The sequence below is a fragment of the Shewanella kaireitica genome (genome assembly GCF_023284045.1).
Classification (GTDB): Bacteria; Pseudomonadota; Gammaproteobacteria; order Enterobacterales; family Shewanellaceae; genus Shewanella; species Shewanella kaireitica.
In genome coordinates this window covers 76,216-94,417 of record NZ_JAKIKQ010000012.1, presented here as the reverse complement: position 1 = coordinate 94,417, position 18,202 = coordinate 76,216, and the positions used below count along the sequence as shown (strand labels likewise).

Sequence of the window (18,202 nt, the reverse complement as noted above, 5' to 3'; positions counted from 1 at the left end):
GCGATAAAAATAGTAATTGCCTGCCTAGATTATCATAAGAATATGGCTGTCAACTGCAAAGAAAAAGCGCGCCTATTAGGCGCGCTTATTTTTAATGTTCAATTGACTACAGACTCATGGTTAATGCTTGTTGCTGATAACTTAGCCTTACCATCTGTCCTTGATCTACAAACTCCAACGCTTTGAGTTTAAAGGGTGCTTTAAGCCCTGAGTTTTTAATAGCATCAGTATTTAAATCAAGTGATATTGTCGATGATTCTGTCGTTAACCAAGCTGCTGATTGGCTGGTCAAGATGAGTACGTCATTGCCCACAGAGTCTGTGCCCGTTAATGCTGCATTGACGCCAAAACGCCCCTCCTGTTGTAGCTCAACAGCAAAAGTGAGCTGCGACGGCAACCCTGCTTGCCACTGACTCGCAACGTTACTGCTTAGTTTCGCGCTGGCAACGTACTGCTTAAAAGCCGTTTTGACCGTTCTATAGACCGCTTGGCCATTCACTTGAGTTTGCACATTTACTTGGATCTCACTCAAACCAGCATTGCTCGAAGGCATATTCGATACAGTCGGCAGCTTAGCCTGCCACTGACCATTTATCTGCTCTACCGCCAAAGTCTGAATATTGCCATCAGCATGCTTTAAACTGGCTTGTGGCTGCAACGTTGTTTGGCTATTAGTTAACTGCAAAGTAAATGGCACGTTTAGCTTATCACTAGAGATACGATTGTTAGCTGACAGCTTTAGCTTATAGGGTGAGCCCTTCTCTTTAACGTTCAGCAGGTATTGGCCATTTTTAGGCAGAGGTTGCGCCACCGTTAGCTTATAGGTTCCGGCAGTTGCACTACTCGATAATGTCAACGCACTTGAGTTGTCATCAAGCCCTGCCGTTGCAAGCGCATCAGCATCCGTTAACGATTGTATATAAGACACTTTGCTATCTGTTTTATCACCCACCTTTTGCAATCGAAGTTGCTGAGGTTGTATCGATTTACTTTGAATCAAGGCGCCAGAATGATTATTGGCTCTTGGTGCAACTCGGATAATGCTAGCAGGTTGGCTTATCGCAAACTTAACGCCTTTGTTAAGTTCTGCACCTGAGACTGTCATCCAAAACTCATCACTTTCGTTGCTAGTATTTGATAGTGGTAACACTAAGACTTGTTGGCTGGGTGTTGAATTAACAAAACTAATCGGATCTTTACTGTTGTTAATCGCATCCAAAGAAGGCGCCTGAATATTGCCAACGGTTATATCGCCAGCTTGAACTGCTGCCAACGAAAACTGTTTACTCACGATTAGTATACTCTGCTCTGGCTGCGGGTCTTGTTGCTCTTCACTTTGACAGCCAGCAAGGATAAATCCAGCGGTGATAGACACCATGGCGGTTGTAAATCTGTTCATTGGTGGCTCCTAGATATGATCGCGAATGAGACGGTGAAGGTTAAAGCAAGCGCGTCGGCTTTGCTGATGACTGAGTGGCTCTCGCCCAGCAGTACGCTGTTTATCAGTAAACCAAACCGTTCCCGCTGCGCTTTGCGAGCTGCACTCTAAGAAGCCATCAGAGCAATCATCTAGCCAGTTTTGTGTGGTTTCTAAAGCAACTTGATACTGATAGCCGGCGCAGTAGCTGTCGCCGTCCCAAATTGCCGAATCGACATCAGAGCCAACAACCACTTCAAAAGGACTACTTAGCGCTGGTCGACCTGCTGTACCGTGTAGCCAAGTATTGTTGTAATGCTCCATCCAGCTCACTTGCTGCTGCTTAACTGCATTACTAACATAGCCAAGTAACCAACCCAGCGAAGTTTCAAAAACATTACCCTGATTAACCGCGTCAGCCAAAGGCGTGCCGCCACTAGAGGGAGCTAAGGCAACAACTCGATTAGTAACATTAATAATATTTGGATAGCGGCTATCCCAAGTTGGATTAGATAGAAGCCAACGCACCACATTGCCACCATTTGAATGAGTGATCATTGTCAATGAGTCTATCTGCTTGTCACTGATGAAACTCGATAACTGCTGGGCTAAGCAGCCAGCGGCAGCTTGCTCCCACATGTATTGGTCGAAGTCACAATTGATCACGACGTAATTATCAGGCTCAGTTATTCCTTGCCTAACGGTATCAACAAACTCTGAACTCCAATAGTCGTTAAGCGCATCAGTCTGATGGCCTGTTCCATGTATAAAAGCGACCCCTGTTGCACTGTGTACAAAGGGGCTTATTGCGACCAACACCAGTAAGGTGAATTGTTTTAAGATCTTCATTTCTTTATCTCTATTGTTATTGTCTGAATGTTCTTTATGAGGCCAGAGAACTGAGCTCTTTCGCCAACCTAACGATTAGAAAATAAGCGATCAAGACAAATTTTAGGTACTGAAGTACCAGATAAATGAATGATTTAATGATGATTGTTTAAAACAAAATCAGCACAATACACCCCATGCTTTAGTAAGCGCTTAATTAATGAGTTCATTGTTTGAATTTGAGTTGGAATTTTTTACAAATTATTTTGAGCGGGGATAGAATTACCAGTGGTTTCTGTTGAAAAACCGACCTAGAGCACAAGAATTAAATCATGAAAGCTTAAGTAACAGTATAAAATAATACTGCTATCGCCTCTCATTAACACTAGAGGCGACGTTCAGCTAAATGGGATAAATTACAAGGTCAGTAGGTAATCCAAACCACCCGTTATCGCAGCTACCTGGGCAATAATACAGTTTTCATCGTCCACCAATGGGCTGTCTGGGTAGACTTCTGTTGTGGTCACATATTTTGCACCACTCAGCCCAGCACATAAGCCTAATGCCTTTGTGGCATAATTGATCACCCCAAATTGAGCAAGCTCAACTCCAATGAGCTTACCGCTTTCATCAGCAGGCGCAATATGAGTCACTTGCTTAACTGCAGCAATAATGGCTTTTTGAAAATCAGCATGTGGGTTGATGGTGTCACCCACCAGATAAAAACCGTCTGGAATATTCCAATTATCATGCACGCTTGCATCGCGAGCAGCTAATGCAGGTCTAAACTCACTGTTATCAGTGTCAGTGGTTTCGTGCAGATCAATATGAGCAAAAATCTGTTCATTAATGGGCGCAAGATAAGCTAATAACGCCGCTGATTCTTCAGCCGGGCTATCAGCATAAAATGAACGATTAGGGTCAATAGCACTGGGATTCCAGCGATTTATCGTCTCATAACCCCAAGGGCTTACACAGGGAATAAGCACAATATTAAAATGCTCTGCATAAGCTTGCGCTTTAGTTTCCATAAAGCGAATTGCACCTTGCACACCGCTGGTCTCGTAACCATGAACGCCACCCGTTACCAAAATAATCGGTTTGTCAGCCTGCCAGTGATTACTCTTAAGTGCGTACAACGGGTACTTCGCCTCATCAACAGACAAAGCTCCATACTGCTCTAGCGTGAACTTTTCACCCAAAGCCAACACTTTCGTTAATACTTGCTCCTTGTAAGAGCGTTTAACGGACTGTAAAGCAAGCCAAGCAGACTTATCTGCATCATTCCATTTCTGGCCTGGTGTACCTATTGGGTAGTGTTCAGCAGCGTTCATCGATTTTCCTTTTTTAAACTAGGCAATACACAATTATTATAGGGGTTTGATAATGTATTAATACTGGGTAGAGAGCATCGAATCATAAACATCGCCGTTGACGAATTCAATCAAAGCTTGATCAAATCACGTTTATTTAAAAGGTGCTGAACAAGTGAACCTTCACCACAGAGTATGCGATAAGAAGGCCGCGGCTGCGCGCGGCCTATCCTAATACGTTAGCTTTTCCAAAACTCCCACCATTTTTTGTTTCTTTTTTGAGTGGTATTAACTGCTTTTTTTTGAGTTTGCTTAAAAGGATATTTAATTTGACTAGAAACATTCGAAAAATTAGGATTAAGAGCTGTGGAATTATTGATCTTATCGCGATCATCTAGATATGGGTCTGTGTAAAACTCCTCGACAGAATAAGGTATATCGTCTTCAACATAACCTGAATAATCAAAAATATAACTCTTAGCATTTTCATTTCGTGAAAAAGCGTTTTGAAACAAACACCATTCAGATTCTTCAACATTCATAAAGAAATACTCACTTGCATCTAGAATTAAGTATTCATGATCAAGATCTTTAAATAGCTCGATTGTTTTATTTAAATATCCCAAAGCTATTTGGGGGTCTTGAAATAATAGTTCTATAAACTGGTGAGAATTTTCTATATTTTGTTTAGCTTTATCTACGGTAGTGCAAGGAAGGTTCATTGTTTCAAACTGTGTATTTCCTTCGCCATCAGTGTATTCAATTTTAGATTCAATAAAGTCATCGGCATTAAAAAACATCATCCAGACAATTGGAATTAGATAACCAGATTCAGATATTTCAGTATACTGAGCATTTTCATTTTGTAACTGAATGACACTGGAAAGTGGTTTGTTGGCATTTATTAAATAACTCAAATTTTTACTCCTTTGTCTGAGGGAAAGCTAACGCCTCATTAAAAGGCTAAAAATAGTTGGTTAAAATAAGCGACGAAGGAGCAAAAACCAACTGTTTTTTGTCCTGCTTTAATGACTTGATAATCATTGAGCCTCCTCCCTAGCAAGCCGCATCAGCGGTATGCTTAAGGTGACGAAACCAACAGGAGAAAGCTCAATGAGATTTTATAATAACTCACATCCATACTACTGTGGTATTGATTTACATGCACGTTTACTTTATGTCTGCATCATTGATTCTAAAGGAGAAGTTGTCGTTCACAGAAAGATAGGGGCGGACAAAGATGACTTATTACTCATACTCGAACCCTATATTGGCAATGTCATCGTTGGGGTTGAGTGTATGCATTGTTGGTATTGGGTGTCTGACTGGTGTGCTGAACTGGGTATCGATTTTGTACTAGGCCATGCGCTTTATATGAAGGCCATTCACGGTGGTAAAACCAAGAATGATAAAGTCGATTCCTTTAAAATTGCGACATTATTGCGTGGTGGTAATTTCCCAATAGCCTACGATTACCCTAGCGAAATGCGTGCTGCACGTGACCTGTTACGTCGACGTATGAAGATTGTCCGTCACGGCGCTATGCTTAAAGGTCATGTGGTTAATACCAACAGCCAATACAACTTACCTTCCACTGACCTAAACCTTAAAAATATCTCTGCTAGACAAAAACTGCGGGAGCAATATCAAGATCCTATCGTCCAGCGTAATATCGATTTAGATATGGCACTCCTTGATTGCTACGCCAAGGAACTCGCTCAACTCGAATGGTTTATTGAAAAACAGGCCAAAAACCATAACCCTGTGTATTTAGAACTGCTTAAAACCGTGCCTGGAATTGGTAAGATTTTATCGCTGACAATTTTATATGAAATCGGTGATGTCGCCCGATTTGAATCAGTACAAAAGTTCGCTTCTTACTCTCGATTAGTGAAATGCAAAGCTGAATCTGCAGGAAAAACCTACGGCACGAGTGGCAATAAAATCGGTAATGCGCACTTGAAGTGGGCATTCTCTGAAGCGGCAGTGCTTTACCTACGTGGCAATGACAAAGCCCGAAATTACCTTAATCGATTACAAAAGAGAATGAGTAAAGCCAAGGCTCTATCTGCACTGGCCCATAAGCTTGGCCGCTGCGTCTATTTCATGCTGAAGAAAAAAACGGTGTTTGATGAGCAAAGATTCTTAAAAGGATAAGTCGCGCAATAAGGTGAGCTGAACATCTAACTAGATACTCTTGAAAAGAGAAGCGAGCATGACCGTGAATGATGTGGCTAATGAAGCAATGATTTCTTACCATCATCACTATGCCAAATGCTATTTAAGCTACGTTGACTTGATTAGACACCTTATTGGCGCGCATTAATGAGTACAATCACCAAAGTCGTTTACACCTTAAATGAGCCTGAAACTAACTGTGCAAAAAGCACCTCTGACTTGAATAGTGCCATCTTAGGGTTAACCGATAACTGTCTAGTGCCCCTGATATTTCAAAGGATTAAAAAGCGTCAGGCAGCGATAAGATCGCACTAAGAGAGCCTCTATATGTGTTTGCTGTAAACGATGATTTGACAGCTAACTGACAGACGAAGTAGATGAATTTGTTGATTGGTTTTAATTTGACTGCAAAAGCAGCCAAATAAGTTAGGCTCGCCTATTGACCGGCAGGAGGCTCATATGTGTTATATTTCAATTATTGACAGGTATTCTTTTACTTCTTGAGTTTCAGTACACTCATCAGCAATCATAGTACGCTCTTTAACACAAATGTAATCATCATCACTATCAACGTTAACTACAGGCTTAATACCTTTTAAGATGAGTTTTTCATTGCGCCTTTCTAAAGTAACTAATGCGTATGAAAAGGCGGTATATTTAGGTAAACCTGTAAAATGATTAAAACCAACGAATTGAACTTCTTCTTTAGGTATGCTTTCTCCATACCATTCTACAACTTCATAATTTAGTATAAAAGCAACATTCATACACACGATTTCTTTATCACTTGCAGAGAGAAAGTATTCGCATGGATGTTCGCTTTTAACGACAGAAACTGGAGACCCAATGAACGAAAAGGTTTCTGCATTTATTTTAGAAGCAGCAAATAAAAGAACTAATATCCCTAAATATTTCACCAAACCCTCCTTGAAATATAACAGTATATTAGGCTGAATTCCGAATAAGAACGGTCTTAATAAGAACAGGTTGCCAATACTTTAATCACTCAAGACTAACAGTAAACCAGATTGTTAACAATGAGTTGTAATATAGAAAGAACTGATTCCCTGTTTCTTTGCCTGAGTGAAACAAAGAACCTGCGACATTGCATAAAGTGCAATGTTCACGCAGGTAGAAAAGTCACTAGGCTCCGGCCTATATGATAATTCCGGGGCAGGTCTTGCGTCTCGCATTAGCTTTTATAAGCCCAAAGCTTTAATTGCGCTACTAACAACCTCTACCAGTGAAAATCATTTTGGGGCAAAACCTAGTTACGAAACTAGCAGGAAACACCTATTCCCCATCGGAGTTGCCGAAGTACGTTGAAGAAATAACCGTAATGCCCACACGGATGTGGGCATAGCTTTCGCGGGACAGGATGTCCCATCGGAAGCGCTAGGTGATTTCAAATAAGTACGAGGGAAACAACTTCGTCTGGGGCGCTGAGGGATTGTCAAGGGGCGCAAGCGCTTTGCCCCTTGGCTCTGGAGTGGGCGAAGCGTCACGACTTAGGTCAAGCGTAGCTTGATAAAATTAATAGAGGGCCAACTCACTTTGGGGCATTTCCGCGTTAAGCTTCAAACCGCAAGGGTATAAATTGAAACACCAGTTAACCAGTGTAGATACGGCTGAAGCCGTCGAAAACATGGCCAATTCTGTTCCATACATAATTTGGCATTCCCTCCGTCCATGGAGGTCTGATGTTTTCGCTGAGCTTACACGGATGTACTTGAAGCGTGCTTCAGCAGTGTCTGCACATACCCCGCTGGAGGCGATTAATAGCCATGAGGCTACAAGTTCAAACAGGTTGCTTAGTAACACCAGTCAAAAATGTAATTAGTCTTCATTCGAAGGTTAACCAACTTTGGAGCATTTCCGCGTTAAGCTTCAAACCGCAGGGGTATAAATTGAAACACCAGTTAACCAGTGTAGATACGGCTGAAGCCGTCGAAAACATGGCCAATTCTGTTCCATACATAATTTGGCATTCCCTCCGTCCATGGAGGTCTGATGTTTTCGCTGAGCTTACACGGACGTACTTGAAGCGTGCTTCAGCAGTGTCTGCACATACCCCGCTGGAGGCGATTAATAGCCATGAGGCCACAAGTTCAAACAGATTACTTGGCAACACCAACAAAAATGTAATCTGTCCTCATTCGAAAGCTAACTAACTTTGAGGCATTTCAGTGTTAGGCTGCAATCCCGCGGCCTAAGGGCTTACAATCATTATGCGAAAATTCACTATCCTTGAAACACCGCTAAGGTTTGCTCCCACAATCTTGCCAAACCAATTAGATAATCAGGTTGTTGCTCGATAATGGCATTTGGCTCAGTAATACTCGCGACTAACTTATTTAGTGCACTGATATTGGCTGAATCTCGATGTTGCATCAGCTGATACTGATTACTAGGTTCTACCTGAACAGGCAAGTAACTTTGCCAAGTTTCAGCGGGCATAGACACTGGTGATGGGAACCAGTAAACAGGCCCTGCCGTTTCACAAAGTAGCAAATTGCCATGGGGGAATGTGGCGCTCACGCGGTGATTGAGCAGTGTTGCACTGCCATCATCATGTTGTGAAGCAAAGTTCTGACAGAGCAGTGACACTGAAAATTCAGGCCCTGTTAACTGCAGTGTTTCAAATAACCCCTTTGTCTTATCGATTTGAGTTGCTGGAACAAGTCCAATGTTTGACAGTGAACCTAAGGCTCTGCCTAACAGATCCAGTCCTGAATATAGAGTGCGCAAATTGACGTTAAGGTCAAAATGCATACAGGGAGCTTGTTGCGAAGCGGTGGCAATCGCTTGGTAAAACGCTTGCGGTGCACCAAGGTCGGCAAAATGAGCGTTAACATGAAATCGACAGCCATTTTTTGTAGCTAACTCTAGTGCATAACGCACAAACTCCTCGCCAACAGGGTGCTCACACAAAACGTGAATCCCTCTATTCAAGCATTGCACCGCTAACTGTTGCCCACCTTCTCCAGCGACTGCAATACAAGCAATGTCAACGGTACCTGCCGGGATCTGCTCTATTTGAGTAAAGTGTGGTACCTGCAGTTGTGCTGCATATTGTTTTGATCGCTGACTGCCAGTCGACAATATTGCCGCCAAACTAAGGTTTTGAGGCTTTGTGGCCAATGCTCGAATATAAGTTGCGCCATAATTGGTGCCGCATACAAGTACTTTCATCAGTTCGTCCTTGATGGTAAAGAGTTTGTCCTTGCTGCTATCTAAAGAAATAGCTAACAGCATGGTCTTGTTAATGATTGAGGGGCTGTGACAGCCTGTTAAGCAATTGGATGAGGATCCATATTGACGCTCTCTCCGCCAAGTAATCGTTTCAAACGTGGGTTATCTATACGCTTATACTGTTCACCAAAATGTATAGGTTGCATATGCTTACCTACCGCTCTGGCGACTCTGAAGGGGCTGAGTACAACATCTGGTGAAGTGACATCGACAATGGCAACCTCAACACCAGCATCAAGTAACCTTTGGTTAAGATCTCTTGAATCTTTGACGATTGGGTAGTGCCACTGGTCGACATTAACTGCCTGTTCTATCGGTTGACGCATAAAATCAAAAGCTGAGCGCTTATCAAGCTTAAAATAATAAGCGGCGTGATCTTCAAGGCTTTGTACCTCACCGACATGTTGCGGTACTTTAGCGCCAGATCTCATAAGGTGGCACAAATACGGCATCACATGTCCCTGCTCTAACAAGGCTTTTTTCATTGCCACTTGAATATCACCATGACAAGCTAACGCCACGGAAACTGCAGGAGTGCGCAACCCATCACCAAAGGCTAAACACACTATGGTTGGCACGTGAATGCCCACGTCAAGTAGATACAGTTCTAGCTGCACCCCAATTGCTGATAGCTCATCAAGCATCACGCGCATTTTACCGTGGTTAACAGTGTCGAGTTTTAAACGCTGACAGGGATGCTTGGCGTACCAAGTTAACATCATCGCATCGCGCTCTATCAGCTCATAGGTCGCTCTGATCCCGGCATCATCATTGTCTTGCCCTGCTGCCAGCCCATTAGAAGAGACTTGGCTAAACTGTTCCTCATAGGGGCAACTGAAGTTAAAGTAACTCAGGAGAGAAGGCACCCATACTGGTTCCTGCCCACCTAAATAGACACCTTTACTCCAATGGATTTTGCGCTTCTTGTTCCAACTAGAAAATGGGAATTGTGGTGTGTGATACTGCTTTTTTGAATAGAGCACTAAGTCATTCGGGTCAAGGTAACTGCCTGTCAATTGGCTAATCGATGCATAGTGGCAATCTTCAAGGCGATACCTTGCAGCTGAATAACGCTCGATAGCCTCGCCAATGGCACTAATATGGGCTGAAACACCATCGAGTCCTTTGCCTGATCCCACTTGCCCTACCGCTCTAGGATCATATTGACCGGCTGTGAAACTAGCTACACTGGCAGATGCTGTCACTGGAAAGTCTGGTAACTGCGCAGAGTGACCACTTAACAGTCGAATAATACCCGTTTTGTTATCAACCCAACCTTCAAACAGCGCCGTAACATCATCAACGCTATGCATCATGTTCAATGGATTAGTCAGCTCGATTTTATGTGCGGAGACTGCGCTCATGGCGCCCACCTGCATACCAGCATGTTTAAGTTGTTGCGCTTTGACGAGCGAGGTATGCGCGGCTGCAGATTGATGATCATAGCCACAAACCTTACACCAAGGCACTGGGATAATTTTATGGGATTGGGCTTGACTCGTAACAAGATTTTGCACATTTACTTTGCCAACCAAGTCCGTTTGAATATAGCCCGACAGTAGTTTTGTCACTTCCATCGTCAACTGGTGCCCGGTTAATGCCGCCATGGAACTGAGCATATTGCGTGCTCGGCTGGTTTGCTCGCTGTTGTTAGCACTCTTATCTAGTTCATGGGCGAGATCAGGTGCTTGCTCTGTGCCTAAGCGACGTAATCGCAGACAGTTCCAACAGGCATCAATAGCATTAGCTGACGGGGTTAAATTGACTACTGGGCCAATCCAAGATTCGAGTCCGTCTAAACTACCGTATAATGCTGGTAATTGATGATGATGCAGTGTTTTCGATATTTGGTAGAGCCAGTGCTTTGCCTCTTTACTCAATGTCACCACTACAAGGTCCCAGTCAAACTCATCGGCTAAATCGATTCCATGACAGCCTTTTTCCAGTGGTTGTGTTGTGATGTTGCACCAAGGACTTTGCTGGTCGATGACCGCCTTTAAAACAGCGCTACGCTTTAAACCAACGCTTTGTTCGCCCATTGCGCGATGACAAAGAATATCATCGGTGGTAACAACATCATTATCAACAATATGAATATGCCCCACTCCAGAACAAGCTAATTCATCAACCATTTTTACTGACCAAGGTTCCAGCCCAATCACCAGTATTTTCTTATCTTTTAGTTCATTATCAGGCGTTTCTTTATTAGACCACGCATTGATAAATCGCTGGTGCATGGCCCAAGGTGGCGAAAAGCAGTTATCCGCTGAAACCTCCTCAACCAGGCCTTTTTGTTTGAGTAAAGCAATGACGGCCTTGACACTGCTTTCGCTATAATCTGGTAGTTTTTCACATACTGCTTGCTCGGTATTATCCCCCTGCAATAACGGTACGACAGTGGTAACAAAATCACTGACATCTTTACCGTGCAGCTGAAAATCGCCTAGATCTGACTGCAATAAAACCCCGTGAACATTGGGAGTGATGGTTGCAGCGGGTGAAAGCAAAAGAGTATTCATCTTGTTATTCCTTTAATCCAAACAACCCTAGCACCATGCTAGAGTTGTTTGCTTTCCATGATTGAACCTTAGTTAGCCAGTTGCGCTCAACAAGCAATATGTCACAGGTGAACTTGCACACTGGTAACCAGTTTCACAAGGCCTACAGGTAACACATTGCAGGTTTGATGCCGGTTGACACTGAACACAACACACAACAGGACTCGGTGCACAAGTCACGCACTGCAACGTCGGTTGGCAGGTCAAACACTGTAAACCTGTTGCACAGGGCGTAGGCTGACACTGCGCACAATAAGCAACTGGGCTCGGAGAACACGTGACACACTGCACCGTCGGCTGACAGGGTATACAGTAGTAGCAAGGCGCACACTGCACGCTTGGCTGGCACGGTGCGCACAGCTCGACTGGACCCGTAAAACAGGTCACACACTGAGCGGTAGGTTGGCATGGCGCGCACAATACTGTCGGCTGACAAGGAGCACAGTAGTAGCAAGGTGCACACTGCAAATTCGGTTGGCAAGCCACACACTGCTCAACAGGCCCAGCAGCGCAAGTTACGCATTGCGTTGGCTGACACGGCACACAGTAATAAACCGGTCCCGGTGCACAGGTGACACATTGCAGATTTGGCTGACAGGTTACGCACTTCAACGTCGGTTGGCAGGTCAAGCAGCAGTAAGCTGCATTTTGCTCACATTGCGCACAAAAACTGACCGTGCAAGGGGCACAGAAATTGATGATACAAGGCAAGCAATTGTCACACTTACGCACTGATTGACCACTGTCGCATACCGCGCATTCAGTTGCGGCGCAAACTACACATTTATCAGCAGAAGTTGGTTGACTGCATTGAACTTCCAACTCTTTCACTTTGGACGTTAATTCCGTCACCTGAAGCTGAAGTTCCTTTATCGTTTTTTCACTCATTTTTCATTCCTTGAAGCTAAATTAATAGCGGTAGAAATTGCTAACAGATGGTCTCAAAAATTCATTCGAGACAGTTGAACGCCTCGAGCATTCAAAGCTCTCGCGGTGACGGCTCGAAAACGCTAATTGAATCGAGGATAAGCAACCTCCTCGAATTCAAATTAGGATCCGATCTTTACCAACAGAAATTGGACTAGAAACTAGTTAATTAGGTATTACTTAACTTTGGTTAAGGTATTTGCGGTTATATGCGGGAACTTGTACTTTGTGCCGTCAATATCAAGATCTAGAGAGATATTTTGCGTGTATTGCAGTTGCTGCTGCCCTGTCGATAACAACTCTAACCAGTAAGTGGTGCTAAATTCCAATACATCTGAATGATCCTTCATAAAGGGGGTATTGGCGATGGCACCGCTGTTACTTGTATCTACAGTGAGCACAGTGGTGTTGCTTACATGCACACCTTTAGCAGCTAACTCCAATAACGCTACATCTAAGACTGCATTTGGATTGATATTAGGGTTTTTGGGATCATTCACGCCATAGTTAACATTAAAAGCTTCTGGGGCGTTAACGGGTAAACAACTCGCTACAGGAATTTTTGGCGCACCAAATATTTTGCTCGCTCCTCCCAAAGCCAAGATAGAGTTGCCGTGGGGCACCGAAACTTGCTTAACAATTGCAGTTAATGGATCTTGTTTTGGGATGGGGTTTGGCGCTGGCGGCGTTGGAATATAGGGAGCGGTATTAAGCGCATTTTGTCCTTGTGGGGCAGTGACCTGATGCAACCAAGAGCCGTTTTCAGCATGGACTAATTCATTGGCCTGTGGCCCATCAGCGAAAAAGACTCTTTGTTCATAAAATATGGTGTAAGCATCTTGCTCATATTCTCCACCTCGGTTAGCCACCTTACCTTGTATTGCACTAAAGGTAATGACTTCATAATAACTGTGGTTTTTTAATATAAACCCATTGGGTGCTGTCACCTGCGGAATTGGCATTACATTAAAACCGCTAAAGCGTTGGCTAACCCAAGTACCAACTAATCCGGCCAGAGGGCCTAATTTACCTAATATGTCAGGCTTAGTATCACCACCACCTGGCGCAAGCAGTGGAATATCATAATCAGGCACAAATGGTGATGGTGCAGATGCATTTACCGCGCACAGGCGAGTGAACGGGTTTGCTTCGGTGCATTTTGTCACTGGGCAACCTAGCCCTGCTAGGTCTGCGACTCCTTGCATTGTTACAGGACATTGTTTCTCAAGATCGGCAACTACTGATGTGAGTTGTTGAACACTCAAATCTAACTGTTCTAAATCTGGCTTTGCGTTCATTGTCATTGCTCCATGCTTTATTTAGTTAACCAAACCAAGGCTTCCATTCCTTGCCATTAGGCAAAGCAGCAAACAGACTTTGATTTGGGTGTCTAAAAAAACTAGCACAGCAGTTCTAGCATAAAAATAGCACTTTATTAGGATAATAAAGCATAAAAAATGATAGGTTTTTGGGGTGATTTAAGCGGTGTCAAGAGTATTACAACAGACGAAAAAATGGCATCGTAAAGACTGTAAAATCCAGTGGCAACAAGTCATTTATCACCACCCTAAAAAAAGGGTAAGGTTAACGGAAGGTTTAAGTAAGATAGGCTGAAGATAGTGAGTGAACACGCTTGCGTCCACTCTAATACTAAAGAATTAATTTACTGCCAAAACTTTAGCCGTAAAACTGATGTTATCTGCCTGCTAATGCACTTGCTGGCGGTGTTTGACTTGCTTTCCAGGCAGGATACAGCGTTGCAATTAGGCTCATAACGAATGCCAGTGACACCACCATAATCACATCTGTAGCGACCAACTGCGAAGGCAAGAAGTCAATAAAATAAACATCTGCAGACAGCAGCTGAATGCCTAATACTGATTCAATTCCTGCAGCAATATCACTTAAGTTAAGCGCAACGGTTACACCTAAAGCGCTGCCAATTACACAGCCCAGCAAACCATTTAATGCGCCTTGCACAATAAAGATTAGCATCACCGCACTTTTTTTCATTCCCATGGTCAATAAAATCGCAATTTCAGACTGCTTATCTCTTACAGCCATCACTAACGTAGAAACAATATTAAAACAGGCGACAGCAATCACTAATGCCAAGACGAGATACATCACCATTCTGACAAGTTGTATATCCTGATACAGATGCCCTTGAGTTCGTGTCCAGTCAGTAATGTAGACATATTGCTGCTGACTAAAGCCTAGGTCACGGATCAACATTGGCGCTTGAAATACATTATTGGCCTTGATCCGAATACCAGAAACCCCCGCCCCCAATTTAAGTAGATCTGCGGCAAACGCCATAGGCACATAAGCAGTGGTAGTATCTAGCTCGCCACCAAGCTCAAAAATCCCCGAAACGACAAAGCGTTGGCTTTTGGCTGCAGCAATCTTATTCTGAGCTTGTTTGCTGTTATTGGGCATATATAGGCTAATGGATTGCCCTACCGCTACATCTAAACTATCTGCTAACCCTTTACCAAGCACAATATTATTTTTGCTTTCATCCTGCAGGCTGTTCCAGCTCTGCTTAGACATAAAGTCGCGAATATTAGAGACCTTGCCCTCAAGCTCTCCATCGATACCGAGCACCGTCAAGCCTTGAAACCCGCCAGGTTTTTGAATTAAACCTTGCATCCGTACAAAAGGAGCCGCGGCAACTATTCCCGGCACCTTATTGGCATCAGCAATGATGCTCGGCCAATTTTGTATTGGTTCATTAACCCCCGCTAACTCACCGTGAGAGACAACACCTAACAGCCTATCTTCCAGCTCTTTTTCAAAACCATTCATTGCCGATAAAGCGATGATTAAGACCGCAACACCAAGCGCTATTCCCGCGGTTGATGCAAACGAAATAAAGTTGATAAAACGGTTTGACTGCCGCGCTAAATAAAAGCGCCAGCCAATCCGCATCGCTAACAGGCTTTTCATCCAGCGAGCTCCTCAGCATTCACCAAATGGCCATCTTTCATATGCAGTTGCCTGTCCATTCTAGCGGCTAGGTCTTGATCATGAGTCACCACCACAAATGCGGTTCCTAACTGTGCCGCAAGTTCGGTAATCAATTCGTAAACCGCTTCACCACTATTGGCGTCAAGGTTCCCTGTAGGCTCATCAGCAAGTACCAACTTGGGATCATTGATTAATGCACGAGCAATGGCGACACGTTGACGCTCACCACCCGACATCTCTGCCGGCGTATGTGCTAAACGATGTCCAAGGCCAACTCGTTCGAGCAATGCAGTGGCCTTACTCTCTACCTCTTTACGCTTTTTACCTTGAATAAGTGCCGGCATCGAGACATTTTCCAAAGCACTAAATTCAGGTAATAGATGATGGAACTGATAGATAAAACCAATATTACTATTACGCACGTGAGCTTGGCGCTTACTCGATAGTTTATAAAGATCTTCATCGAGCATCACCACGCTGCCACTACTGGGTTTATCCAGTGTGCCCATGATATGCAGTAATGTGCTCTTACCGGAGCCAGAGCTCCCAACTATCGCCAGTTGCTCACCTTTGTAAACCTCAATATTAACGCTATGTAACACTTGAGTTTCAACCGCACCATCAGTGTAGTGTTTACTGACATTGCTAACTTGTAGCAATAACTCTGAATTCATTGTTGACTCACTATTCATGTCTAAGGGTGCTCGCAGGCTGAACATTGGCAGCTCTTAAGGCCGGGTAAATGGTGGCTAATAAAGTCATGATAAGCGTACCTATCACTATCCAACTGAGTTGGTTTAACTCGAGTTGTACCGGCAGGTTCTGTCCTGCACCAAGAATGGAAATCCCCAATACATTGGTGATTTCATTTAAATTAAGCGTCAGCAGTACACCTGCAGCCACGCCGGTAAGCAGGCCAATGATGGCATTTAATGATCCTTGGATCATAAAAATACCCATCACACTTGAGGTTGTTAATCCTTGGGTTTTTAACACTGCCACATCGGTGGTTTTATCAACCACCATCATCACAAGCGCCGAGACAATATTAAATGCAGCAACAGCGATAATCAGGCTCAACATTAAAGACATCATATTCTTTTCCATTTTGACCGCACCAAACAGGTGCCCATAGGAATCATGCCAGTCTGTCGTTGTGACTTTATGGGAGAAATAACCTTGCACACTTGGCGCGATGGTAGAGGCCTTAAACGGATCGTCTAAATAAACACGTAGTTGTTTCACTTGTCCTGGAGTTTGGCGCATCAAGCGCTGTGCATCGTCATGATGCATGTAGGCGACACTCGCATCGACTTGAGAGCCCATCTCAAAAATACCTGCCACTGTAAACTTTCGCTGACTAGGAATTGGGCCTAATGGGGTGTAAACCACACCGTCGCCACTCAATACACGAATTTTATTACCGACGACTACATCCAGTTTACGCGCCAGCTCAGCGCCCAATATAATACGGTACTTGCCCGCAACGAGCGCATCAAAATCACCTGAATAAGTATTACGCGTCAAGCTGAGTAGTTTTTGCTCCTGTTGCGGGTATACGCCATAGACTTGCGCTGCACCAATATTCGACGGCGACTGCAACATCGCCTGGGTAGTTACACTCGGCGTAACGCCTTGCACACCTTTTAATGCTGATATTTTAGTGACATCTTGCTGCCAATTATCTAATGCAACTTCAGAATGCACCGTTAACTGCGGTACAGCACCTAAGATACGCTTTTTGAGTTGCCCTTCAAGGCCATTCATCACCGAGCTAACTACAATTAGTGCTGCAACCCCCAGTAAAATTCCAGATACAGAGAATATGGTAATAAAAGAGGCAAAGGCATTAGCCTTTCTTGCGCGCCAATAGCGGTAACCAATATAAAAAGATAATGAAAAATTCATTAAAAATTCCAAATAAAATCAAATCTAATCTGATGCCAATCTGGTTGAAGTATCGATATAAACACATCAATTAGCCCAACCAATATTGCTCAGCAATACTCTACCCATCATCAAAGCCAAGGTTATTGTTATCTCGAACCTTGCTAAATCATAAAGATGCGCACGATAATAGGGGTATTCGCCCCCTAAAAACAAGAGGCAACACCATTGTTAAACGACTCTAGCGCCTATTTTAGTATTAATCATCCATTTGATGCCTATTTACAAGCTTGGGACAATAACCTGCCTCTACCAACTCTTGCGCAACTTAGCCTGATGCTACCGCCGAGTTTACAGTTAATTAGTGACATTAAGTCACTAGAATCTGACTGTCTGCTACAACTTCGTCACCTTGATGATGAAGCCAAAACAGTTGTAGAGTTTTTAAAACTGCAATCACGTAAAATTGACATGGTATTACAGCATGTGATTGGTAAAGAAGAGTACGACGGTGACCGTTATGCTGGCAGTCATTTCGGCGGCAGCTCAATTACCGTTACCAGCAGTGAAGAACTGCCCCTTGGTAGTGACTTTAAGGTTAGTTTGCACATTAAAGAAGAATTGGTGGCATTGATTTGTTTTGCTAAAGTCCAAAGTTGTTCGCTAATCAACAATGAAGATGATAATTCACCTAAGAGTTTCAGCATCCAGCTGACATATAGTGTTATTCAAGACGCTGATGTTGAGCAGTTGGTTAAAGCGAGTTTAAGTCTGCAACAGAAACAACTGAAATTACGAAAGCTAGTACCTTAATTTAATACTACTTTTCGCTGGTCAGAGCGACGGCAAGCCACTACAATACCAAGCAACTT

At 43.6% G+C, this 18,202-nt stretch carries 13 protein-coding genes; 2 read left to right on the top strand and 11 right to left on the bottom strand.

Annotation, left to right across the window (positions count from 1 at the left end):
- Nucleotides 1-106 precede the first annotated feature (106 nt).
- The 4 genes from L2730_RS14785 to L2730_RS14770 form a co-directional block, all read right to left on the bottom strand.
- Nucleotides 107-1,399 (bottom strand): DUF4785 family protein, encoded by a 1,293-nt coding sequence (locus L2730_RS14785; RefSeq protein ID WP_248975297.1) that lies wholly within the window; start codon nucleotides 1,397-1,399, stop codon nucleotides 107-109.
- A 9-nt stretch (nucleotides 1,400-1,408) separates the two neighbouring features.
- Entirely contained in the window at nucleotides 1,409-2,266 is an 858-nt protein-coding gene (locus L2730_RS14780; RefSeq protein ID WP_248975296.1) for a hypothetical protein, read from the bottom strand.
- 395 nt (nucleotides 2,267-2,661) lie between these two features.
- Nucleotides 2,662-3,579: a M14 family metallopeptidase gene (locus tag L2730_RS14775; RefSeq protein ID WP_248975295.1), complete on the bottom strand. Its 918-nt coding sequence runs from the start codon at nucleotides 3,577-3,579 to the stop codon at nucleotides 2,662-2,664.
- A gap of 218 nt (nucleotides 3,580-3,797) precedes the next feature.
- A complete protein-coding gene (locus L2730_RS14770) occupies nucleotides 3,798-4,475 on the bottom strand; it encodes a hypothetical protein (RefSeq protein ID WP_248975294.1) in 678 nt (225 codons plus the stop codon).
- Nucleotides 4,476-4,671: 196 nt separating this feature from the next.
- On the opposite strand from L2730_RS14770, the gene L2730_RS14765 reads away from it, so the two are divergent.
- Entirely contained in the window at nucleotides 4,672-5,715 is a 1,044-nt protein-coding gene (locus tag L2730_RS14765) for an IS110 family RNA-guided transposase (RefSeq protein WP_248975293.1), read from the top strand.
- A 485-nt stretch (nucleotides 5,716-6,200) separates the two neighbouring features.
- Here L2730_RS14765 and L2730_RS14760 read toward each other — a convergent pair whose 3' ends face one another.
- The 7 genes from L2730_RS14760 to L2730_RS14730 form a co-directional block, all read right to left on the bottom strand.
- Nucleotides 6,201-6,653, bottom strand: coding sequence for a hypothetical protein (locus L2730_RS14760; protein WP_248975292.1), 453 nt, complete (start codon nucleotides 6,651-6,653; stop codon nucleotides 6,201-6,203).
- A 1,324-nt stretch (nucleotides 6,654-7,977) separates the two neighbouring features.
- Complete coding sequence (locus tag L2730_RS14755; protein WP_248975291.1) at nucleotides 7,978-8,928, bottom strand: Gfo/Idh/MocA family oxidoreductase; 951 nt, start codon at nucleotides 8,926-8,928, stop codon at nucleotides 7,978-7,980.
- 98 nt (nucleotides 8,929-9,026) lie between these two features.
- Nucleotides 9,027-11,507, bottom strand: coding sequence for a TOMM precursor leader peptide-binding protein (locus L2730_RS14750; RefSeq protein WP_248975290.1), 2,481 nt, complete (start codon nucleotides 11,505-11,507; stop codon nucleotides 9,027-9,029).
- 1,142 nt (nucleotides 11,508-12,649) lie between these two features.
- Entirely contained in the window at nucleotides 12,650-13,771 is a 1,122-nt protein-coding gene (locus tag L2730_RS14745) for a heme-binding protein (RefSeq protein ID WP_248975289.1), read from the bottom strand.
- Nucleotides 13,772-14,168: 397 nt separating this feature from the next.
- Nucleotides 14,169-15,422: a lipoprotein-releasing ABC transporter permease subunit LolE gene (lolE, locus tag L2730_RS14740; RefSeq protein ID WP_248975288.1), complete on the bottom strand. Its 1,254-nt coding sequence runs from the start codon at nucleotides 15,420-15,422 to the stop codon at nucleotides 14,169-14,171.
- Nucleotides 15,419-16,117, bottom strand: a complete 699-nt coding sequence (gene lolD / locus L2730_RS14735) for a lipoprotein-releasing ABC transporter ATP-binding protein LolD (protein ID WP_248975287.1) — start codon at nucleotides 16,115-16,117, stop codon at nucleotides 15,419-15,421. The genes lolE and lolD overlap by 4 nt, the downstream gene beginning before the upstream one ends.
- Before the next feature lie 10 nt (nucleotides 16,118-16,127).
- The gene (locus L2730_RS14730) at nucleotides 16,128-17,351 is read right to left on the bottom strand and encodes a lipoprotein-releasing ABC transporter permease subunit (RefSeq protein WP_248975286.1); all 1,224 of its coding nucleotides are present in this window, start codon (nucleotides 17,349-17,351) and stop codon (nucleotides 16,128-16,130) included.
- Nucleotides 17,352-17,558: 207 nt separating this feature from the next.
- Between L2730_RS14730 and L2730_RS14725 the strand changes: the two genes are divergently transcribed.
- The gene (locus tag L2730_RS14725) at nucleotides 17,559-18,143 is read left to right on the top strand and encodes a hypothetical protein (protein ID WP_248975285.1); all 585 of its coding nucleotides are present in this window, start codon (nucleotides 17,559-17,561) and stop codon (nucleotides 18,141-18,143) included.
- Nucleotides 18,144-18,202: the final 59 nt, after the last annotated feature.